Genomic DNA, 21,231 nt, shown 5'->3' on the forward strand with positions numbered 1-21,231 from the left:
CTTGATGGCGTTTCACGAGGTCCGCTTTCCGGACAACATCAGCCGTGGCGCGCGCGGTGGCCCGGAGCGGCGCACCCAGATCGTCGAACTGGCGAGTGGGGCCGAGGAACGCAACGCCAGCTGGGCCAACAGCCGCCGCCGCTACGACGTCGCCTATGGCATCCGCCGCGCCGACGATCTGGCGGCGGTCGTCGCTTTCTTCGAGGCGAGGAACGGCCGCCTGCATGGCTTCCGCTTCAAGGACTGGGCCGACTTCAAGTCCTGCTTGCCATCGCAGACGCCGGGTCCGACCGATCAGCCTATCGGCACCGGCAACGGGTCGGCTACCCAGTTCCAGCTCGCCAAGCGCTACACCTCCGGCGCGCAGTCCTGGACACGGTCCATCACCAAGCCCGTCGCCGGGACAGTGACTATCGCCCTGAATGGCACGCCGCAGGCGTCCGGCTGGTCGGTCTCGACCGCGACGGGCTTGGTGACCTTCACCACGGCCCCCGCCGCTGGCGTTGCCGTCACCGCAGGTTTCGATTTCGACGTCCCCGTCCGCTTCGACACCGACGCCCTCGATGTCACCCTCGACCTTGAACGGCTCGGGTCGATCACCTCGATCCCTCTCTTGGAAATCCGCACATGAAGTCCCTGAACCCCGCGCTGCAGGCGCATCTCGACGAGGGCACGACGACGCTTGCCTGGTGCTGGCGGATCACCCGCGCCGATGGGGTGAACTTCGGTTTCACCGACCACGACCGGACCCTGTCGTTCGACGGCACCGAGTTCGAACCGGAAAGCGGCCTGACAGCCTCCGAGGTGCGGTCTGGCTCTGACCTTTCGGTCGACGCGCAGGACGCGCAAGGCGTGCTGTCGTCGGACCGGATCACCGAGACAGACATCCTCGACGGCCGCTGGGACAATGCGGCGGTTGAGGTCTGGCGGGTGAACTGGGCAAACCCGGCGCAGCGCGTGCTGTTGCGGCGCGGGGCCATCGGCCAGATCCGGCGCGGACGGCTGGCCTTCGTGGCCGAGGTGCGCAGCCTCGCCCATGTCCTAGGCCAGACGGTCGGGCGGACGTTCCAGGCCAGTTGCGACGCGGCCTTGGGCGACACGCGCTGCGGCGTGAACCTCGAGGCCCCGGCCTTCAAGGGGACCGGCGCCGTGATCGATGTGCTGCGCGACCGGGCCTTCACCGCTTCCGGACTCGGCGCCTTCGCTACGGGCTGGTTCGCCTTCGGGCTGGTCGAATGGTCGACCGGCGCGAATGCCGGGCGGCGGGTTGAGGCGTTGTCCTACGACATCGTCGACGGCGTGGCGATCCTGACCCTGCTGGAGGCGCCGGTGCGCCCGATCGCGGCGGCAGACGCCTTCGTGGTCCGGGCGGGTTGCGACAAGCGGATCACGACCTGCGGCGCAAAGTTCGCCAATGTCGCCAACTTCCGGGGCTTCCCGCACATCCCGGGCCAAGACGCCGTGCTGCGCTATGCCACCAAGGACGGCGGCCACGAGGGGGCGGTCCTGTGAACGCGCCCGTCCCGACGGCCGATCCTGCCCGCGTCATCGCCGCCGCGCAGTCGTGGCTCGGCACGCCCTACCACGATCAGGCCAGCCTGCGCGGGGTCGGCTGCGATTGCCTCGGCCTCGCGCGTGGAGTCTGGCGTGAAGTTGTGGGGCCGGAGCCGTTCCCCATCCCGCCCTATAGCCGGGATTGGGGCGAGACCGGGCCGTGCGAGGTGCTGGCCGAAGGGGCGCGACGGATGATGCCGGAACTTGATCCGTCCGCGGCCGGGCCCGGTGCGCTGATCCTGTTCCGGATGGTGCCGCGCGCCATCGCCAAGCATGTGGGGATCCTGACCGGTCCCGACACCTTCCTCCACGCCTACGAGCGGCTGTGCGTGATCGAGGAACCGCTGACACCCGCATGGCGGCGGCGCATCGCCTTCGCCTTCCTATTCCCTGCAAGTTGAGATTTTCCCATGGCCACGCTCGTCCTCGGCGCCGTCGGTTCCGCCATCGGCGGGGCCTTCGGCGGCGCGATCCTCGGCTTTTCCGGGGCTGCCATTGGTGGCTTCATCGGATCGACCATCGGTTCGGTGGTGGACAGCTGGATCGTGTCCTCACTGGCCCCGGCGCAGAAGATCGAAGGGCAACGGCTGGATTCCCTGCGGATCACGTCCGCCACGGAAGGCGCGATCATCCCGCGCCTCTACGGCCGCATGCGCATCGGCGGCAACATCATCTGGGCGACCGATTTCCGTGAAGAGACGAAGACCACCTCGCAGGGCGGCGGCAAGGGCGGTGGCGGCGGGAGGGTTCGGACGACAGAATACCTCTACTATGCCAGCTTCGCCGTGGCGCTGTGTGAAGGCCCGATCACCGGCATCGGCCGCATCTGGGCCGACGGCAAGCCGCTCGACATGACGCGCATCACCTGGCGCTGGTATCCCGGCAACGAGACCCAGACGGCCGATCCGTTCATCGCGGCGAAGATGGGGGCGGCCAACGCCCCGGCCTATCGCGGTACGGCCTACGTCGTCTTCGAGGAGCTGCCGCTTGCCACTTACGGCAACCGACTTCCGCAGCTGTCGTTCGAAGTGTTCCGGCCGCTCGCGGATCCCGACACCGCCGAGGGGCTGGTGAAGGCGGTGACCATGATCCCGGCCTCGGGAGAGTTCACCTATGCGACGGAGACGATCCGCAAGAGCGCGGGCGGATTCGGCGGCACGACCGTGGCCGAGAACCTGAACGCGCTGCCGGATGAAGCCGATATCGTCGTGGCCCTCGATCGGCTGCAGGCCATGGCCCCGGCCGTCGAGAGCGTCAGCCTGGTCGTCGCGTGGTTCGGCAACGATCTGCGCGCGGGCAACTGTACGATCAAGCCGGGCGTCGAAGTGGCGACCAAGGTCACCAGCCCCAAGGAATGGACGGTCAACGGCGTGGCGCGGGCGAATGCGCATCTGGTCAGCCGGGACGTCGAGGACCGGCCGGTCTATGGCGGCACGCCTGCGGATTTCGCGGTGGTGCAGGCGATCCGCGAGATGAAGGCGCGCGGGATGCGGGTCACCTTCTATCCCTTCCTGCTGATGGACGTCCCGCCCGGCAATACGCTGCCGAACCCCTACAGCGCGAATGCCGCGACGCCGGGCCAGCCGAGTTTCCCGTGGCGGGGCCGGATCACCTGTTCCCCGGCGGCGGGGTATGCCGGGACCGCAGACAAGACCGCCGCTGCGGCGACGCAGGTCTCGGCCTTCTTCGGCGCGGCCACCCCCGCGCAGTTCGCGGTGTCGGGCGACAATGTGAACTGGACCGGGTCCTCGGGTAACTGGGGCTTGCGCCGGATGATCCTGCACTACGCGCATCTGTGCAAAGCGGCCGGGGGCGTCGATGCCTTCCTGATCGGATCGGAAATGCCTGGCCTCACCACGATCCGGTCGGGTGCCAGCACGTATCCCGCCGTCACGGCATTCAAGGCTCTCGCGGCAGATGTGCGCACGATCCTCGGCGCGGATCCCAGGATCGGCTATGCCGCCGACTGGTCGGAATACTTCGGCCACCACCCTGCAGATGGGTCGGGCGACGTGTTCTTCCACCTCGACCCGCTCTGGTCGGATGCCAACATCGATTTCATCGGCATCGACAACTACATGCCGCTCTCCGACTGGCGGGATGGCTTCGACCACGCCGATGCGCTGGAAGGCTGGTCCGCGATCCACGACCGGGGCTACCTGCAGGCCAATATCGCGGGCGGCGAGGGCTTCGACTGGTTCTACGCCAGCGCTGCCGACCGGTCGGCCCAGACCCGGACGCCGATCACGGATGGTGCTCCAGGCAAGCCCTGGGTGTTCCGTTACAAGGATCTGCGGGCCTGGTGGACGAACCCGCATTTCAACCGTCAGGGCGGAGTTGAAAGTGGCACGCCCACGGCATGGGTGCCGCAGTCGAAGCCCGTCTGGTTCACCGAACTGGGTTGCCCCGCCATCGACCGGGGCACGAACCAGCCGAACGTCTTCTTCGACCCGAAGTCCTCCGAGAGCTTCACGCCCTACTTCTCGCGCGGCTGGCGCGATGATGCCATCCAGCGTGCCTATCTCGAGGCCAGTTACCTGTGGTGGGGCGAGCCCGCGAACAACCCGCTATCCTCGGTCTATGGCGGCCGGATGGTGCGTGTGCCGGAATGCGCCGCCTGGACGTGGGATGCGCGACCCTATCCGTTCTTCCCGGAACTGACCGGGGTCTGGACGGACGGCCCCAACTGGCGACTTGGCCACTGGCTGACCGGACGACTCGGCGCGGTGTCCCTCGCCGCCCTCGTGCGCCACCTCTGCCTGCGCGCCGGGCTGGCGGAAGACCTCATCGACGCCTCCGGCCTCTGGGGCGCGGTCGAAGGCTATGTGATCGGGGCGCTGGAAAGCCCGCGCGCGTCGATTTCCACCTTGGCCCGGCATTTCAGCTTCGATGCCATCGAGACCGAAGGCGTGATCCGCTTCGTCATGCGCGGGCGGGCATCGCGCCTGACCCTCACGGTGGATGATATGGTCTCCAGCCGCGAAGGCGAGGCCTTCGAGCTGACCCGTGGCCAGGAGACCGAACTGCCGCAGGCTCTGAAGTGGCAGGTCGCGCGGGCGGACGAGGACTATGACGCGGCCCTTGTCGAGGCCCGCCGCATCACCGTCGACACCACCCGCATCGCGTCCGAGTCCTTCCCCATGGCGATCCCGCCCGAGGAGGCCGAACGCCGTTGCCGCCGCGCGCTGATGGAGGCGTGGATCGGTCGCGAAAGCGCCACCTTCCGCCTGCCGCCCTCGCGGCTGGCTCTCGATCCGGCCGACGTGATCCGGCTTGCGCATGACGGCCGTGAGGTGGGATTCCGCCTCGTCTCGGTCGCCGATGCTGAGGCACGCGGGATCGAGGCCGTCCGTCAGGATCGTGCCGCCTATGATCTGCCGCCCGGCGATCCCCGCCCGGCCTCACTGGCGAGTCCCGTCGTCTTCGGCACGCCGGAGGTGGTGATGCTGGACCTGCCGCAGATCACCGAGGATCAGCCCGCCCATCGCCCCCTGATCGCGGCCCATGCCACCCCTTGGCCGGGCGAGATCGCGGTGTTCCGGAGCGCCTCGACAGATGGCTTCAATCTGCTGACCACCTTCGGCAGTCGCGCGCGGATCGGTACGCTGGCCTTCGACTTCTTTCCGGGGCCGACCTCGCGCTTCGATCTGGGCAATCAGCTGGCCGTCGATCTGCTGTCCGGTACGCTGGAAAGCGTGACCGACGTGGCCCTCTTCAGCGGGGCCAATGCGGTAGCCGTCGAGCCCGCGGCTGGGGTCTGGGAAATCGTCCAAGCAGGCGCGGCCGAACTGATCGCCCCGGGCCGCTATCGCCTGACCCGCCTCCTGCGCGGTCAGCGAGGGACGGAGTATGCGATGGGCAATCCGGCCCCGGCCGGTGCGAGGGTCGTGTTGCTGGATTCGACGCTGGCCTCGCTGCCCATCGCCGAGGGCGACCTCGGACTACCATGGAACTGGCGCGTGGGCCCGGCCGCTCGCTCCGTCGGCGACGCGAGCTATGCCGCGCTGGGCTTCACCCCGACCGGCCGGGGCCTTGTCCCCTTCGCCCCAGCCCATGTCGAACAGCCCTGGCGGACGGCCCGCAGCCCGGGCGATCTGACAATCCGCTGGACGCGCCGATCCCGCGCGCTGGTGGCTGATGCCTGGGAGCAGGTCGAGGTGCCGCTGGCCGAAGACGTTGAGTCCTACGAGGTGCAGATCCTCGACGGGATGACCGTCAAGCGCACGCTGACCAGTAGCACGACCTCCGTCCTCTACACCGCCGCCCAGCAGACCGCCGACTGGGGCGCGTCGCTCGGTCCCGGCCAGACGCTGGCGATCCGCATCCACCAGCTTTCGAACCGCCTCGGCCGCGGCACGCCTGCGTCCGTCACTCTGCAGTTCTGATCCCAACACGCGGGAACCCCATGTCTGACACCTCCACCCATCTGGGCCTGCCGTATCTTCTGGCCGGCCAAGCGCAGAAGCACGTCACGCATAACGAGGCGCTGCGCCTGCTCGACGCGATGGTGCAGCTCTCGGTCCTCGACCGCACGCGGACTGTCCCGCCCGCGAGCCCCGCCGATGGGAACCGGCACCTGGTGGCCTCGGGTGCCACCGGCCTCTGGGCCGGGTGGGATCTGAACATCGCCTTCTGGATCGACGGCGCTTGGATCCGGCTGGTGCCGCGGACCGGCTGGCTCACTTGGGTTGCGGCCGAGGGATTGTTCCTCGTCTGGACCGGCAGCGCGTGGGATGTGGTGGGCGAGCCACGCGACGTGTCGGACGCGGTCTTCAGCCTTGTGAACGACACCGATCCTACGAAGAAGGCCACCTTCTCGCTGGCGGGGATCAGCGCGGGGACCACGCGCAGCTTCACGATGCCAAACACCTCGTCCGAACTGGCGATCCTCGCGGGGACGCAGACCTTCACCGGCAACAAAACATTCTCGGGCACGCTGACCGCTTCCGGGACAGTAACCACGTCCGGTGCAACGGCGACCATCGGCACGTCCACCGGTACTGCGACCTACGGCATGGGCACCGGGGCCACGACCACGGGCGTCACCAAGACCGTGAACCTTGGCACCGGCGGTGCCTCCGGATCGACCACGGTCGTGAACATCGGCTCGGCCACGGCAGGTTCTGGCGGGACAACGGTGATCAACACACCGACCGTCACCTTCGCCAATGCCGTCACGCAGGTCGGCATGCCCCAGGCGAACCTGACCGCGCAGCTCTTGGGCCTCGGCGGGGCAACCGCTGACAGCTACAACCGGCTGTCGGTCAACACGCCTGCGGTCCTTCTGAACAACGCAGGGGCGGGCATTGAGGCGACCGTAAACAAGGCGGCCGCCGGAAACGACGCAGCTTTCGCCTTCAAGACCGGCTTCTCCGCCCGCGCGCTGATCGGGTTGCTCGGCAACGACGACTTCAGCTTCAAGGTCAGCCCGGACGGATCGGCCTTCTACGACGCGATCCGGATCGACCGAGCGAGCGGCCAGGTGGAATTGCCGCAACCAACGGTTTTGCCGGGACTGGCCGCAGCGCCATCGCCTCCACCGGCAGGCAAGGCCTCCGTCTATGCGCGCAACCGCGCCGGGGCGCCATGGATCGACGTGATGCGCCCTTCGGGCCGGGACTTTCCGCTGCAGCCGCATTTCGGGGTGAACCGGATCGCCAACTGGGCGCCTTCGACCGGCACGACGATCACCAGCGAAGGCCTGCCCGTCACCTCGGTCGGCACCGTCTCCCACCCGACGCTGGCCGCCACGAACCTGGCCGCCTCGATGCGGCGCTGGCGTCTGACCTCTGCGGCGGTGGCGGACTCGGTCGCCGACCAGCGATCCGCTGGCTGGGCCTGCTGGCGCGGCAATGCGGCAGGATTGGGCGGCTGGACTTTCGTGACGAGGATTTCGCTGACGACACTCCAGACGACCGGCATGGGGTTCTTCGGCCTATATGGATCGACGGCCGCGCTGGCCACCACCCTGACGCTTCCCGCCGTGGTGAACTGCATAGGCATCGGCTTCCAGCGCGGCACTCACACCCGTTGGCAACTGGTCGCAAACGACGGCACCGGGGCGCCGACCCTGACCGACATGGGCGCGTCCTTCGCCATCGCCACGGGCGGCGTGCTGACCCTGTTCATCGCGGCGCCACCAAATGGGTCATCCGTCTGGGTGCGCGTCGTCGACGAGGTCTCTGGCGTGGTCTTCGAGCAGGAGGTCACCGCGGACCTGCCCGCAGCGACGCAATTCCTGTCGCCACGTCTGTTCATGAACACCGGCGCGACCGCCGCCGCCGTCGCATACGACTGTGCCGGGGTCTACCTCGAAACCGATTTCTGAACAGCATGACCGCGAAAGGACCATCATGAACGACCAGACCACCCTGACCAGCGAGGTCGCGCGGGCCTTTCGGGACCATGGGATCACCGCCGCGCTGACAGCCCTGATCGGCGGCACCATCGCCCTGTTCGCGGCGATCACGCGCAAGGCCTTCACCAACGAGGCCCTGCTGGACCGCCTCGACCGCGAACTGGTTTCCGAACGGGACCGGATCGACCGCCAGCGCAGCGAGGACCGCAAGGCCGATGGCGACCGCCTCGACCGGATCGAGACGGACATCCGATCCATGCGGGACATGCTGTTCGACGCATTCCAGCGCAGCCGATCCGACTGACCCATCCGAACCTCGCCAACCGACACCCCACCCGCCCCAGAGGCGGGTTTTTCATTTGGAGGATCCCATGCCCACCCTGAGCTACTCCCACTGGCGCGACGTGCCCGTGAACACCTGGCGCTGGCCGAACTTCTCGGCCGCCGAAATCGCCTGCCGCGGCACCGGGGCGATCAAGATCAACACCGAGGCGATGGACAAGCTGCAGGCCCTGCGTGACAGGCTGCGCAAGCCGCTGATCGTGCGCTCGGCCTACCGCAGCCCGGAACACAACCGCGCCGTCGGCGGGGCCCCGGCCTCGAAGCACATGCAGGGGACCGCTTTCGACATCGCCATGGCGAACCACGATCCCGCGGCCTTCGAGGCAGCGGCGCGGGCAGTCGGGTTCCTGGGGTTCGGGTATTATCCCCGCTCCGGCTTCATGCACATCGACCTTGGGCCCGCTCGTTCGTGGGGCGATCCGTTCCCGGCGCGGCCGGTGCCTTTTGCACCTGAACTGCCACTGGCGCGCGAAGTGCTGTCGGGAAGCCGCACGCTCCGTGGCGGCGGGGCGGCCGGTGCCGCCACGGTCGGCGCAGCTGGGGTCGAGGTACTGCAGGACGTTCTCGCCGAGACCCAGTCCACCATCCAGCCGCTGGTGCCATATCTCGACACGCTGCGCTGGGTGCTGATCGTCATCGCGCTGATCGGTATCGCCGTCACGATCCATGCGCGGATTGATGACTGGAAGCGGGGCCAGCGGTGATCGGCTGGCTCCTCAACCAAGGCCCGGCGCGCAAGGCGCTGGGCCTGATCCTCACCGCAGCAGCGATCCTGCTGTTTCTGTTCAACCTGCGCCGAACCGGTGAACGCGCTGGGCGCGCCGCCGAAAGGCTTGATGCCAGAGAGAGAAACGATGCCATCCACCGACAGATGCTCGACGCCGCCGCTCGCCGCCCTCATGATCACGACGCTCTGGCTGACCGGCTGCGCGACGGGCGGTTCTGACACCCGCGCGCCATGTCCGCCCGTGGTCGACTACACAGCCGCCGATCAGGTGCGCGCAGCTGACGAGCTCGAGGCGCTGCCAGAAGATGCCATCGTCGTCCGGATGCTCAGCGACTACGCCGTGCTGCGCGACCAAGCGCGGGCTTGCCACTGAAGTCCGGGCCGGGCGGGCCCTCATGATCAGTGCCAGTGGTTCGCCGTCGATCGGTGGTGAGAAATGCGGCCAAGGCCGCGGTGCGTGCAGACTTGACCGGTCCTTGACTCTCAATGCTTTACGCATCCAAATCAACCTAGGGCGGCCGGCCAACCTGGCACATTATCAATGGAACAAATCTGAATGGCGCTTTTCGGCAAGCAATTTTTCAAAAGCTCGGATGCCCGGGCGGAAGACGAATACAGATCAGGCGTCCTAGCCGTGAGCGCCAAGAACTTCCAAGCTGCTTATGATCACTTCAATCGGGCCGCCGAAGGTGAGCACGGATCCGCGTATTACAACCTGTTCCTCCTGCACGGAGGCGGCTATCTGCCCACCTTCGATCTCGATGCCGCAGCGGACAATTTCTACAAAGCGGCGGCGATAGGCCATCCCAAAGCAGAGCAGCAGCTTTACATGTTGGAGGGTGCTGATCGGGCCGGTTTCGGAATGGACAACCTTGCCGCGTTGGCCGCAGGCTCAGTCGAAACCGGCTTTCTCCCACCGATCTTAATGGTCTGCGCGTGTCGTTTTGTGACCGCCGTCAGCATCAAATATGGTGCTACGATGGACGTCATTGCCTATGAATTGGACGCCGCGAGCTCCAGCGAGGACGGATATGTGCAAGCTTTCATTCGTCGAACGGGAATAGCCTCAAGTCTCTACAGGGGTGGCCTAAATCGACTTGTCGAAGGATCTGCTGCCGACCAGATCACCGATGGTCTGAACGATTTCAGCTTGGCGCTCAGTCGGTCTGGAATGGGAAGCAAACTCGGAAAGATGGCCCGCTGCACTGTTGTCGGCCACATGATCAAGAAATCCTATCTAGGAGAGAACGCAGCGCCGCTTCTGGGCGTAAAGCGCTTCTTCGAAGTCTGAATGCAGAACGGACCGCCGACAGTTCGACATCGTATTCACGATGAAACACACAGCCTTCAGAAGACTTCGCCTCGTAGCCGACCGTTTTCGGTCGCACAAAGGTCACTTGGCACGGCCAATGCACAGTCTCGACAGGTGATGGTGGGCGGTCTAGGCAATGATTGAGTGGCTGATCGGTGCGGCTGTTTTCGGATTGGTTGGAGAACTCTTCGGCGCATCGCGTCGGCCGTCATCGGCTCCGTCGTACCAGCCGGTCAGCACCCGCCCAAAGTTGACCCTGACACCGCAGGCTGCCGAGGACCAGAAGCCGGAGACCGCGTGGGATGTCGCAAAGTTCCACGATTTGTCGGCGGCCTTGGACTGGCTTGAAAGCGCGTCCCGGTACCCTGCGGCCTGCGTGACGCCACCGATCCTGTCCGAGGCCGCAAAATATCGCGGATTTTTGAAGCAGGAACTGGCCCGCGTAGAAGGGATGATTGCCGACAAGGCGGTTTGCGGACGGATCAATGACTTCTTGAAAGATCCCAAACTAGCTAGGGAGAGCGCAATAGCGGCGCACCTGGAACGCGAACTTGCCCGTTGGGCCGGCTTTCTCGATGGAGTCGAGTCTCAGCCACTCACAGCAGAACAGCGGCGCGCCGTTCTCAGCGAAGAAGACGCCACCCTCGTTCTGGCTGGTGCAGGGTCAGGCAAGACAAGCGTCATAACTGCGAAGGCCGCTTACCTGCTGAAGTCGGGGATGCGTGAGTCAGGAGAAATTCTTCCCTTGGCCTTTGGTAAAGAGGCCGCAAATGAGATGGCCACGCGCATAGGCCGGGCGTGTAACGTGCCAGTCAAGGCGTGGACATTTCACGCGTTGGCCTACCACATCATCGGCCACGTAGAGGGCACGAAACCACCTCTTGCTTCACATGCCGGAGACCAGAAGCGGTATTCCGACCTTATCCGGCGGATTCTTCGGCAGCTCGTCGCGACGGACGAAAAAATTGCGAATGTGGTTGTCGATTGGTTCACTCAGTTCCCCATCGAATGCGGCAGCGAATGGGACTACGATACCAAGCACGCTTGGTATACCCACGTCGAAAGCCTCAATCTTCGAACGCTTCAAGGCGAAAAGGTTCGCAGCTACGAAGAATTCCTGATCGCTAACTGGCTGTATCGAAACGGTATCGATTATGAGTATGAGCCGCAGTACGAACACCGCCTGCCAGATTCGGGACGGCGAGGCTATACTCCGGACTTTCGCCTGACCGAGAGCGGCATCTACCTTGAACACTTCGGTGTCAGAAAAGCCAAATCACCAATCGGCTTTGGAGAGATGCTTGTCACCGCGCCGTTTGTCGATCGCAAGGAATACCTGGCGTCGATGGACTGGAAGCGAAAAGTCCATGCCAGTTTTGAAACCAAACTCATCGAAACCTACAGCTATGAACGCCAGGAAGGACGGCTTCTCGACGCACTGGCCGAAAAGCTTGGTCCGCATGTGATGATGCGACCGCGACCGATTGAGTCGATCTATGACCGTGTTGTCGAGCTGGGGCATGTCGATAGCTTCACGCAACTCCTTGGCACCTTCCTGCTTCAGTTCAAGGGCGGCACCTATACCCTGGGAGCGTGCCGATCAAAGGCGGACAAGCTCAAAATGGGCGAGCGCGGCAGAGCGTTTCTAGCGGTCTTTGAGCCGGTGCTCCGCCAATATCAGCATGAATTGGGCGAGAGGATCGACTTTGAGGACATGGTTCTTCGGGCCGCCGGATATGTCGAGAGTGGGGCTTATCAGAGCCCGTTCCGGCATATCCTTGTCGACGAGTTCCAGGACATCTCGCAAGATCGGGCGCGCTTTGTCGGTGCCTTGAAGGCCCAGCATGGGGATGCGAGGATCTTCGCGGTAGGGGATGACTGGCAGTCGATCTACCGCTTCGCCGGAGCGGACATTCAAATCATGCGCAGCTTTGGCCCCAAGTTCGGTGGTGAGTTCGGCGCCGAGAAGGATATTCATCAAGTCGTGGACTTGGGCCGCACTTTCCGGTCGGTGGACAAGATCGCTCTCGCAGCCCGACGCTTCATACTGAAAAACCCCGCTCAGATCGAAAAGACGATCATTCCGGCCGGAGAAGCAGAAGGCCCTGCGCTTCGTGTGGTTTGGACGAAAAAAGCCAAGCAAGAGGCTGAACTCCTCGAGACCTTGACGAATCTGACGGAACTCGGGGCCAAGGAACGCGGGACCGGCAACGTGACCAGCGTTCTTCTCCTGGCAAGGTATCGCCACGAACGGCCCGACATGGTGGCTCTCGGGCGGAAGTTCCCAAATTTGTCTATGAGCTTCAAGACGATCCACGGCTCAAAAGGCCTGGAAGCCGATCATGTCGTTATACTTGGATGCAACAACGGCAAGTATGGCTTCCCGTCCGAAGTCACCGATGACCCGATCCTGAGCTTGGTCTCACCGGAAGGAGAGCCATTTCAACACGCCGAAGAACGGCGGATCATGTATGTGGCAATGACCCGCGCACGCTCAACCGTCACACTGCTTGCGTCCGAAGCCGAACCCTCATGCTTCGTGCGGGAACTGGTTTCCGAGACTGAATACGGTCTAGCGACTTCGACCGGGTCGATTGCGGGTCACGTACCTTGCAGCGAATGCGGTGGACGCTTGCTTCCAGTGCCCGCCCAGGATGGCCGAGTATGGTATCGATGCGAGCACAGCCTCATGTGCAGCAATTACATGCCTGCCTGCAGTCACTGCGGGATCGGGATGCCGACGGTTTCGGGGACTTCAGGGATCCTCGAATGCTCACATTGTGGGACGGAACACCATCAGTGCCCGAAATGCTCGGATGGCTGGCTTGTGGAGAAACACGGTCGCTACGGAGACTTTTTCAGCTGCGTCCGCTACCCGGACTGCACAGGAAAGGCATCAGTGGCGGAAATCAGAGCCCGCGAGATAGGACACGTTGGCGGTGCGGAAGAACTCAGGCTCGCTGTCTCGAAGCCTGGAGCCAGAAAACAATGACATTGGTGTGCCAGAAAACGGGTCGCCGCGATGCCCCAGGCTCCGTGGCTCAAAATGACTGATGCTCAGTGTCGAACGAACAAGAACATACAAAGGAAGGAAAATCAGTGTTTGGCCTTTTCAAGAAGGAAACGCGTTAGCGTCCGAGGAGCTGGTGTAATTTCATCGCCGTCGGCGGTGTGATCCCAGGTGGCCATCGAGGTGTATGTTCGAGGTGGAGTTTGGCGACTTCAACCACGGCCCCTACGGAGACCCCGATGACCAAGACGAACATGGACCTGTCCGAGCTTCTGGCCAAGCACGATCAGGGCGACTTCTTGCGCGGCATTGCCGAAGCCGTGCTGCAACTGATCATGGAGACCGATGTGGAAGGCATCATCGGCGCCGGCCGGCATGAACGCAGCGGTGAACGCACGACCTGGCGCAACGGGTATCGAGAGCGCGCTCTCGATACCCGTTTGGGCACGCTGAACCTGCGGGTGCCGAAGCTGCGGCAGGGCAGCTATTTCCCGGGCTTCCTCGAGGCCCGCAAGACCTCCGAGCAGGCGCTGGTGGCGGTGATCCAGGAGGCTTGGATCGGCGGCGTCTCCACCCGCCGCGTCGACGAGCTGGTGCAGGCCATGGGGCTCAGCGGGATATCGAAGAGCACGGTCTCGAAGCTCTGCAAGGATATCGATGACAGGGTCGGGGAGTTCCTGAACCGGCCGCTCACCGGCGACTGGCCCTATGTCTGGCTCGACGCCACCTATCTCAAGGTCCGCCAAGGCGGGCGCATCGTGCCGGTCGCGGCCATAATTGCGGTGGCGGCCAACACCGAGGGCCGAAGGGAAATCATCGGCTTGGGCATTGGGCCCTCAGAGGCCGAGACCTTCTGGACCGAGTTTCTGCGTTCCCTCCGCGCCCGGGGGCTGAGTGGGGTCAAGCTGGTGATCAGCGATGCCCACACCGGCCTCAAGGCAGCCATTGCCCGGGTGTTCGAAGCGACCTGGCAGCGATGCCGCGTTCACTGGATCAGGAATGCTCTCGCCCACGTCTCGCGCGGCCAACACACCGTTGTCGCCGCCGCGATCCGCCAGGCTTTCGACCAGCCCGACCGCGCCCATGCGGGCGAAACCTGGCGCAAGGTTGCCGAACAACTGCGCCCGCGCTGGCCCAAGCTGGCCGATCTCATGGACGCCAGCGAGCATGACGTGCTGGCCTACATGTCCTTCCCGCGCCAGCACAGGACCAAGCTGCACAGCACCAACCCGATCGAGCGCCTGAACAAGGAGGTAAAGCGGCGCTCCGATGTCGTCGGGATCTTCCCCAACGAGGCCTCAATCATGCGCCTGATCGGCGCCGTGCTCTTCGAAGCCAACGACGAATGGCAGACCTCGAGCCGCTACATGATGGTCGAGGCCTTCGCCGAGATCGACAAGGAGGAGATCGACCCCATTCTCAGCATAACCACGAAAGCCGCCTGATCATGCCCTCAGGCCATCCAGGAATTTACACCAGCTTGACGGACGTGACCGGAAACGCAGAGCAAGCTTCGGGTCATGGGTCATGATTTGGAAGTCGTCTCGATAACTCGAGGTGGAAGGATTCTTTTCACAGGAGAGGCCGTTCGAAGGTTCCCCAAGGATCACTTTGAGGGCAAAATCATGGAGGTTGCTTTCGTCTGCAAATCTGGCAGCCCGTACTTTGCCTATTACACCTGTCCGGATTATTATTTCGCCGTTGCAGCACCTGGTGGTTCTGCATCCTTTGGAGGCCCATTCGAGACAGAGAAATTCAGATCAGCTGTCTCGCAAGCCATCGGAGTCTTTCTGGTGAAATGCTTGAGGGACACACTGAAGGTCGATGCTAGCCGGGAAATTGTCTCGTTCAGCCATAATCGCGCCCACACAAACGTGCTTGCCTATATCTCGTCGATGGGTATCTGGGCCCCGATCCAGCACAATGATGCCGAAGGTGACGATGCATCTGAGAGAAAGGCTGCGGCTGTCGACAGTGGGCGGGTCAAACTGTCTGACGTCATTGCTGTAGATGAACTTTCACCTTCGGCCTAACGGGACAGTATGATCAACGGCGGCAACTCTTCGGTTGCCGCCAAGCATGCGTGAACGAAGCTAAAGGAGATGACCTGCCCCCCGGTCGTCCCTCGTTCATAACGAGAGTCCTTGGGGTTGATAGTGGTCGGTTTCGGGTGTGGCAAGCGCGCCGGGCGCGGAGCTCTCAGATTGCTCAAGCGCCCGGCGCGCTTCTGCTGGCGTTTGGTTGCCCAGCGAGGAATGCGGCCTGACGTTGTTGTAATCGTATCGCCAGAGGGCCAGCTTTCGGCGGGCATCAGCCAGGCTGTCGAATATCTCCTCGTTGAGGCATTCGTCGCGCAAGCTGCCGTTGAAGCTCTCGAGGTAGCCGTTCTGCTGCGGCTTGCCCGGGTCGATGTAATGCCACTCGACCTTGTTGTCATTTGCCCACTTCAGGATCGCCTTGCTGGTGAACTCGGTGCCATTGTCGGAGACGATGCAAGCGGGTTTTCCATAGATGCGGACCAGCGCGTCCAGTTCCCGTGCGACCCGCGAGCCCGAGATGCTGGTGTCTGCGATCAGCGCCAGGTTCTCGCGGCAGCAATCATCATTGACCGCCAGGATGCGGAACTTGCGGCAAGCCCCGAACGTGTCCGACAGGAAGTCCAGCGACCACCGCTGGTTTGGGCGCAATGGCACCGGCATTGGGGTTCGGCTTCCGCGGGCCCTCTTGCGGCCACGGCGTCGGCGCACCGACAGCCCCTCTTCCCGATAGATGCGGTAGAGCTTCTTCTCGTTCATGATCATGCCCTTGCGCTCCAGCAGGATGCCCACACGCCGATAGCCGAAGCGTCGGCGTTTCTCGGCGATCTTGTGCATCTCCTCACGGATTTCCGGGTTGTCGGGCGGCCTGTCCCGCCGCACCGTTTTCGGATCGACACCGATCAGGACGCAGGCCCGGCGTTGAGAGATCGGATGATCCTTCATCGCCCGCAGCACCGCGTCCCGCCGCGCCATCGGTGTCGTCAGGGTTTTCCCAGGAGATCCTTTAGAACCACATTGTCGAGCATGGCATCCGCCAGCAGGCGCTTGAGCTTCGCATTCTCGTCTTCGAGCTGCTTCAGCCGCTTGGCGTCGGACAGGTCCATCCCGCCATACTTGGCCTTCAGCTTGTAAAAGGTCGCGGGACTCAACCCGTGCTTCCGGCAAAGCTCGGAGGTCGGCAAACCAGCCTCCTGCTCTTTGATCATCCCGATGATTTGCGCCTCGGTGAAACGGCTTTTCCTCACGTCGTCTGCTCCTTCTCAGGTTGGGCAGACTCTACATCACAGCGAGGGAACTTCCGGGGGGCAGGTCAGAGAGCTAACAGATCTGGCTGCGGTGATCTGAACAGCCGGGATAAGTGGATTTTCCGCGCAACAGCGGCATGATGCTGCGAGCGAGGAGAAGACCATGGCAAGACGACCGCGCCGGAACCACAGCCCGGCTTTCAAGGCGAAAGTGGCGGTATCCGCGATCAAGGGCGAGAAGACCATGATCGAGCTGGCGCAAGAATTCGACGTCCATCCGAACCAGATCAAGCAGTGGCGTGACCAGTTGCTTGAGGGCGCGACCGGGGTATTCGGGGAAGCCCCGAAGGCCGAGCCGGAGCCGACCATCGATGTGAAGACCCTGCATGCGAAGATCGGAGAGCTGACGCTGGAGAATGATTTTTTGTCCGGCGCGCTCGGCAAGGCGGGTCTGTTGCCGAGCGCAAGAAAATGATCGATCCCACCGCCAAGCTGAGCGTCAGCCGCCAGGCCATCGTGCTGGGGATCAGCCGGGGCAGCATCTACTACAGGCCCCGCCCGGTGTCGGACGCCGATCTGAAGCTGATGCACCGGATCGACAAGCTGCATATGGAATTCCCCTTCGCGGGCAGCCGGATGCTGCAGGGTCTGCTGGTTCAGGAAGGGTTCAAGGTCGGGCGGCTGCATGTTGCCACGCTGATGAAGCGTATGGGCATCGAGGCGCTCTATCGTAAGCCGAACACCTCGAAGCCAGCGCCGGGGCACAAGATCTACCCCTATCTGCTTCGAGGCCTGCCCATCACCCGGCCCAATCAGGTCTGGGCGATGGACATCACCTACATCCCCATGGCCCGCGGGTTCATCTATTTGGCTGCTGTGCTCGACTGGTTCACCCGGCGCGTCCTCGCATGGCGAGTGTCGATCACGCTGGAGGCCGAGTTCTGCATGGAAGCTGTGAAGGAGGCGTTGGCACGTCACGGCACGCCCGAAATCTTCAACACGGATCAAGGCAGTCAGTTCACATCGACCGAGTTCATCAAGGTGCTGGCCGCCCGCGAGATCAAGATCAGCATGGATGGCAAGGGCGCGTGGCGCGACAATGTCTTCGTCGAGCGCCTCTGGCGGACCATCAAATACGAGGAGGTTTACCTGAGGGCCTATGCCAGCGTGTCCGAAGCCCGGACCGGAATTGGCCGGTATCTGAGCTTCTACAACAGCCGACGGCCGCATTCGTCGCTTGACGGGAAAACGCCCGATCAGGCCTACTTCAACCAGCCGATGCCCGAAGCGGTGGCGGCGTAACCAAGGCGGAAAGCCACTTAGAAAACGCCCGGAACCCGTTCAGATCAACCGAACCACCTCTAACGGAGCCCAGAGGCGGCGATTAGCGCTGCTTGCCGCCACCATGAACCTACCCTCCGATGCGCGCCTATGCCCGCGCATGCATGCTGTTGCGGTTTTTCTGTTGTTGTGTTGATGTGGCGTTGATGTAAACTGCAAACGACAAAAGCCGAGCGTTATGCTCGGCTTTAAAGTCTTTGATAATACTGGAATTTCTGGTTGCGGGGGCAGGATTTGAACCTGCGGCCTTCAGGTTATGAGCCTGACGAGCTACCGGGCTGCTCTACCCCGCGTCATGATTTGTTCTGAGGGATTGTCGCTTCTTTTCAGGTCTGGCGGTGACCTACTCTCCCACGTCTTGAGACGCAGTACCATTGGCGCTACGGCACTTAACGGCCGAGTTCGGGATGGGATCGGGTGTTTTGCTCGTGCTTTGGCCACCAGACCTGAGAAGGAGCGACATCGGCGTTATCCTGATTTTTCAGGATGGGTTGTCCAAGGCTGCTTCTGGAAGGAGGGTCTGCCTTCTTCCGGATCAAATCAAGCCAATCGAGCCATTAGTACCGGTCAACTGAACGCATTGCTGCGCTTACATCTCCGGCCTATCGACGTGGTGGTCTTCCACGGCTCTCAAGGGATACCTTGTTTTGAGGGGGGCTTCACGCTTAGATGCCTTCAGCGTTTATCCTGTCCGTTCATAGCTACCCAGCACTGCCGTTGGCACGACAACTGGTCCACCAGTGGAACGTTCACCCCGGTCCTCTCGTACTAGGGGCAACTCCTCTCAAGTATCCTACACCCACGGCAGATAGGGACCGAACTGTCTCACGACGTTCTAAACCCAGCTCACGTACCTCTTTAAATGGCGAACAGCCATACCCTTGGGACCTGCTCCAGCCCCAGGATGAGATGAGCCGACATCGAGGTGCCAAACGATGCCGTCGATATGGACTCTTGGGCATCATCAGCCTGTTATCCCCAGCGTACCTTTTATCCGTTGAGCGATGGCCCTTCCACTCGGGACCACCGGATCACTATGGCCGACTTTCGTCTCTGCTCGACTTGTCAGTCTTGCAGTCAGGCTGGCTTCTGCCATTGCACTCAACGAGCGATTTCCGACCGCTCTGAGCCAACCTTCGCGCGCCTCCGTTACTCTTTGGGAGGCGACCGCCCCAGTCAAACTACCCACCACGCAGGGTCCCGGACCCGGATAACGGGCCGCGGTTAGACATCAAGAGTGCGAAGGGTGGTATCTCAAGGGTGGCTCCACGGGGACTGGCGTCCCCGCTTCGATGCCTACCACCTATCCTGCACATCACAATCCTGATGCCAGTGCGAAGCTATAGTAAAGGTGCATGGGGTCTTTCCGTCTAACCGCGGGAAGTCTGCATCTTCACAGACAGTTCAATTTCGCTGAGTCCACATTTGAGACAGCGGGGAAGTCGTTACGCCATTCGTGCAGGTCGGAACTTACCCGACAAGGAATTTCGCTACCTTAGGACCGTTATAGTTACGGCCGCCGTTTACCGGGGCTTCAATTCAAGGCTTGCACCTCTCCTTTTAACCTTCCGGCACCGGGCAGGCGTCAGACCCTATACGTCGCCTTACGGCTTCGCAGAGCCCTGTGTTTTTAGTAAACAGTCGCCACCCCCTGGTTTGTGCCCCCCGCCCACAGTTGCCTGCGAACGGGGCCTCCTTCTCGCGAACTTACGGAGGTATTTTGCCGAGTTCCTTAAATGTGGTTCTCTCAAGCGCCTTGGTATTCTCTACCAGTCCACCTGTGTCGGTTTAGGGTACGGTCATGTGGAGGGCTATTTCCAGGAACCGCTCAGCAGCCCGATCAATCCGTTAAGACCGAACTACACCTGCGATCCGTCACCATCTCCTGGCCCAGGAATATTAACCTGGTTCCCATCGACTACGCCTTTCGGCCTCGCCTTAGGGGCCGGCTTACCCTGCTCAGATTAGCTTTAAGCAGGAACCCTTGGACTTTCGGCGACAGGGTCTCTCACCCTGTTTGTCGCTACTCATGTCAACATTCTCACTTCTGATCACTCCACCGGATGCCTTACAGCCCGGCTTCACAGTCAGAACATTGCCTCCGCTGCTTCTTGCGAAGCAGAAGAGGCAGCGTTCCATATCACAGAACGCTCCGCTACCGCACATCCCGAAGGATGCACCCAAAGCTTCGGCTCGTGGCTTGAGCCCCGTTACATCTTCGCCGCAAGACCTCTTGATTAGACCAGTGAGCTGTTACGCTATCTTTAAAGGATGGCTGCTTCTAAGCCAACCTCCTGGTTGTTTTGGAAGTCTCACATGCTTTCCCACTTAGCCACGAATTGGGGGCCTTAGCTGTTGGTCAGGGTTGTTTCCCTCTCCACGACGGACGTTAGCACCCGCCGTGTGTCTCCCGGATAGTCCTTCCTGGTATTCGGAGTTTGCTTAGACTCAGTAAGGCTGTGGGCCCCCATCATCCATGCAGTGCTCTACCCCCAGGAGGATACGTCCGAGGCGCTACCTAAATAGCTTTCGCGGAGAACCAGCTATCTCCAGATTTGATTGGCCTTTCACCCCTAGGCACAAGTCATCCCGACCTTTTTCAACAGGTGTGGGTTCGGACCTCCAGTTGGTGTTACCCAACCTTCATCCTGCTCATGCCTAGATCATCTGGTTTCGGGTCTGATCCGTCTGACTCATGCGCCCTTTTAAGACTCGCTTTCGCTGCGCCTACACCTAACGGCTTAAGCTTGCCAGACAGACCAAGTCGTTGACCCATTATACAAAAGGTACGCCGTCACCGCGCAAGGCGGCTCCGACTGCTTGTAGGCGTCCGGTTTCAGAAACTGTTTCACTCCCCTCGTCGGGGTGCTTTTCACCTTTCCCTCACGGTACTGGTTCGCTATCGGTCAGCAAGGAGTACTTAGCCTTCGAGGGTGGTCCCCCGATCTTCAGACAGGATTTCACGTGTCCCGCCCTACTTGATACGTCCGATCAAACTTCCCATACGGGGCTGTCACCCACTCTGGCTGGCCTTTCCAGGCCATTCTGGTCATTTTCACGGCTCGGCTGGTCCGCGTTCGCTCGCCACTACTAACGGAGTCTCTATTGATGTCCTTTCCTCCGGGTACTTAGATGTTTCAGTTCCCCGGGTTCGCTTCTTGAACCCTATGTATTCGGGTAAAAGATACCTGGTCATGCCGGCTGTTGATATCCGCAAGGATAACAACAGCAAGCATTCAGGTGGGTTTCCCCATTCGGAGATCCATGGATCAAGGCTTATTCTCAGCTCCCCATGGCTTATCGC

15 protein-coding genes, 1 tRNA gene and 2 rRNA genes (1 of these 18 cut by a window edge) are annotated in these 21,231 nt (G+C 62.4%); 14 read left to right on the forward strand and 4 right to left on the reverse strand.

The window, feature by feature from the left end:
* Nucleotides 1-4 precede the first annotated feature (4 nt).
* From GB880_RS04050 to GB880_RS04110, 13 genes are all read left to right on the forward strand, one after another.
* Nucleotides 5-631, forward strand: a complete 627-nt coding sequence (locus tag GB880_RS04050) for a DUF2460 domain-containing protein (protein WP_154492971.1) — start codon at nucleotides 5-7, stop codon at nucleotides 629-631.
* Nucleotides 628-1,512: a DUF2163 domain-containing protein gene (locus GB880_RS04055; protein ID WP_154492969.1), complete on the forward strand. Its 885-nt coding sequence runs from the start codon at nucleotides 628-630 to the stop codon at nucleotides 1,510-1,512. Before GB880_RS04050 ends, GB880_RS04055 begins: the two co-directional genes overlap by 4 nt.
* Nucleotides 1,509-1,955, forward strand: coding sequence for an NlpC/P60 family protein (locus GB880_RS04060; RefSeq protein ID WP_263467308.1), 447 nt, complete (start codon nucleotides 1,509-1,511; stop codon nucleotides 1,953-1,955). Before GB880_RS04055 ends, GB880_RS04060 begins: the two co-directional genes overlap by 4 nt.
* 9 nt (nucleotides 1,956-1,964) lie before the next feature.
* A complete protein-coding gene (locus GB880_RS04065) occupies nucleotides 1,965-5,939 on the forward strand; it encodes a baseplate multidomain protein megatron (protein WP_154492967.1) in 3,975 nt (1,324 codons plus the stop codon).
* A 20-nt stretch (nucleotides 5,940-5,959) separates the two neighbouring features.
* On the forward strand, nucleotides 5,960-7,882 hold the full coding sequence (locus tag GB880_RS04070) for a DUF2793 domain-containing protein (protein ID WP_154492965.1): 1,923 nt from the start codon (nucleotides 5,960-5,962) through the stop codon (nucleotides 7,880-7,882).
* Between the two features lie 25 nt (nucleotides 7,883-7,907).
* Entirely contained in the window at nucleotides 7,908-8,216 is a 309-nt protein-coding gene (locus GB880_RS04075; protein WP_154492963.1) for a hypothetical protein, read from the forward strand.
* A gap of 67 nt (nucleotides 8,217-8,283) precedes the next feature.
* Nucleotides 8,284-8,958, forward strand: a complete 675-nt coding sequence (locus GB880_RS04080) for a YcbK family protein (RefSeq protein WP_154492961.1) — start codon at nucleotides 8,284-8,286, stop codon at nucleotides 8,956-8,958.
* Nucleotides 8,955-9,200: a hypothetical protein gene (locus tag GB880_RS04085; protein WP_442793770.1), complete on the forward strand. Its 246-nt coding sequence runs from the start codon at nucleotides 8,955-8,957 to the stop codon at nucleotides 9,198-9,200. Before GB880_RS04080 ends, GB880_RS04085 begins: the two co-directional genes overlap by 4 nt.
* A 22-nt stretch (nucleotides 9,201-9,222) precedes the next feature.
* Nucleotides 9,223-9,354, forward strand: a complete 132-nt coding sequence (locus GB880_RS04090; RefSeq protein WP_256376870.1) for a hypothetical protein — start codon at nucleotides 9,223-9,225, stop codon at nucleotides 9,352-9,354.
* A 183-nt stretch (nucleotides 9,355-9,537) separates the two neighbouring features.
* A complete protein-coding gene (locus GB880_RS04095) occupies nucleotides 9,538-10,272 on the forward strand; it encodes a hypothetical protein (protein ID WP_154492959.1) in 735 nt (244 codons plus the stop codon).
* A 157-nt stretch (nucleotides 10,273-10,429) separates the two neighbouring features.
* Nucleotides 10,430-13,285, forward strand: a complete 2,856-nt coding sequence (locus GB880_RS04100; protein WP_154492957.1) for a UvrD-helicase domain-containing protein — start codon at nucleotides 10,430-10,432, stop codon at nucleotides 13,283-13,285.
* 257 nt (nucleotides 13,286-13,542) lie between these two features.
* The gene (locus GB880_RS04105; RefSeq protein WP_013654810.1) at nucleotides 13,543-14,748 is read left to right on the forward strand and encodes an IS256 family transposase; all 1,206 of its coding nucleotides are present in this window, start codon (nucleotides 13,543-13,545) and stop codon (nucleotides 14,746-14,748) included.
* Nucleotides 14,749-14,823: 75 nt separating this feature from the next.
* The gene (locus GB880_RS04110; protein WP_154494659.1) at nucleotides 14,824-15,336 is read left to right on the forward strand and encodes a hypothetical protein; all 513 of its coding nucleotides are present in this window, start codon (nucleotides 14,824-14,826) and stop codon (nucleotides 15,334-15,336) included.
* A gap of 96 nt (nucleotides 15,337-15,432) precedes the next feature.
* Here the strand turns inward: GB880_RS04110 and GB880_RS04115 are convergent.
* A protein-coding gene (locus GB880_RS04115) for an IS3 family transposase (protein WP_263467155.1) occupies nucleotides 15,433-16,586 on the reverse strand; the annotation gives its coding sequence in 2 pieces (ribosomal slippage) (nucleotides 15,433-16,328 and nucleotides 16,328-16,586; 1,155 coding nt in all).
* A gap of 163 nt (nucleotides 16,587-16,749) precedes the next feature.
* On the opposite strand from GB880_RS04115, the gene GB880_RS04120 reads away from it, so the two are divergent.
* Nucleotides 16,750-17,888, forward strand: a protein-coding gene (locus GB880_RS04120; RefSeq protein ID WP_154494628.1) for an IS3 family transposase whose coding sequence is annotated in 2 segments (ribosomal slippage) — nucleotides 16,750-17,013 and nucleotides 17,016-17,888 — 1,137 coding nt in all. Because the reading frame shifts where the segments join, the coding sequence is not laid out codon by codon here.
* A gap of 255 nt (nucleotides 17,889-18,143) precedes the next feature.
* Here the strand turns inward: GB880_RS04120 and GB880_RS04125 are convergent.
* The 3 genes from GB880_RS04125 to GB880_RS04135 all read right to left on the reverse strand — a co-directional run.
* Nucleotides 18,144-18,220: transfer RNA gene (locus GB880_RS04125), tRNA-Met, on the reverse strand.
* 37 nt (nucleotides 18,221-18,257) lie between these two features.
* Nucleotides 18,258-18,372: ribosomal RNA gene (rrf, locus tag GB880_RS04130) — 5S ribosomal RNA — on the reverse strand.
* Between the two features lie 91 nt (nucleotides 18,373-18,463).
* Nucleotides 18,464-21,231, reverse strand: a 23S ribosomal RNA gene (locus GB880_RS04135) (it continues 68 nt past the right edge of the window).

Source organism: Paracoccus sp. SMMA_5_TC (assembly GCF_009696685.2).
Classification (GTDB): Bacteria; Pseudomonadota; Alphaproteobacteria; order Rhodobacterales; family Rhodobacteraceae; genus Paracoccus.

Coding starts and splice junctions, on each gene's coding strand:
- GB880_RS04050 (WP_154492971.1), top strand. CDS start 5: ATGGCGTTTCACGAGGTCCGCTTTCCGGACAACATCAGCCGTGGCGCG.
- GB880_RS04055 (WP_154492969.1), top strand. CDS start 628: ATGAAGTCCCTGAACCCCGCGCTGCAGGCGCATCTCGACGAGGGCACG.
- GB880_RS04065 (WP_154492967.1), top strand. CDS start 1,965: ATGGCCACGCTCGTCCTCGGCGCCGTCGGTTCCGCCATCGGCGGGGCC.
- GB880_RS04070 (WP_154492965.1), top strand. CDS start 5,960: ATGTCTGACACCTCCACCCATCTGGGCCTGCCGTATCTTCTGGCCGGC.
- GB880_RS04075 (WP_154492963.1), top strand. CDS start 7,908: ATGAACGACCAGACCACCCTGACCAGCGAGGTCGCGCGGGCCTTTCGG.
- GB880_RS04080 (WP_154492961.1), top strand. CDS start 8,284: ATGCCCACCCTGAGCTACTCCCACTGGCGCGACGTGCCCGTGAACACC.
- GB880_RS04095 (WP_154492959.1), top strand. CDS start 9,538: ATGGCGCTTTTCGGCAAGCAATTTTTCAAAAGCTCGGATGCCCGGGCG.
- GB880_RS04100 (WP_154492957.1), top strand. CDS start 10,430: ATGATTGAGTGGCTGATCGGTGCGGCTGTTTTCGGATTGGTTGGAGAA.
- GB880_RS04105 (WP_013654810.1), top strand. CDS start 13,543: ATGACCAAGACGAACATGGACCTGTCCGAGCTTCTGGCCAAGCACGAT.
- GB880_RS04110 (WP_154494659.1), top strand. CDS start 14,824: ATGGGTCATGATTTGGAAGTCGTCTCGATAACTCGAGGTGGAAGGATT.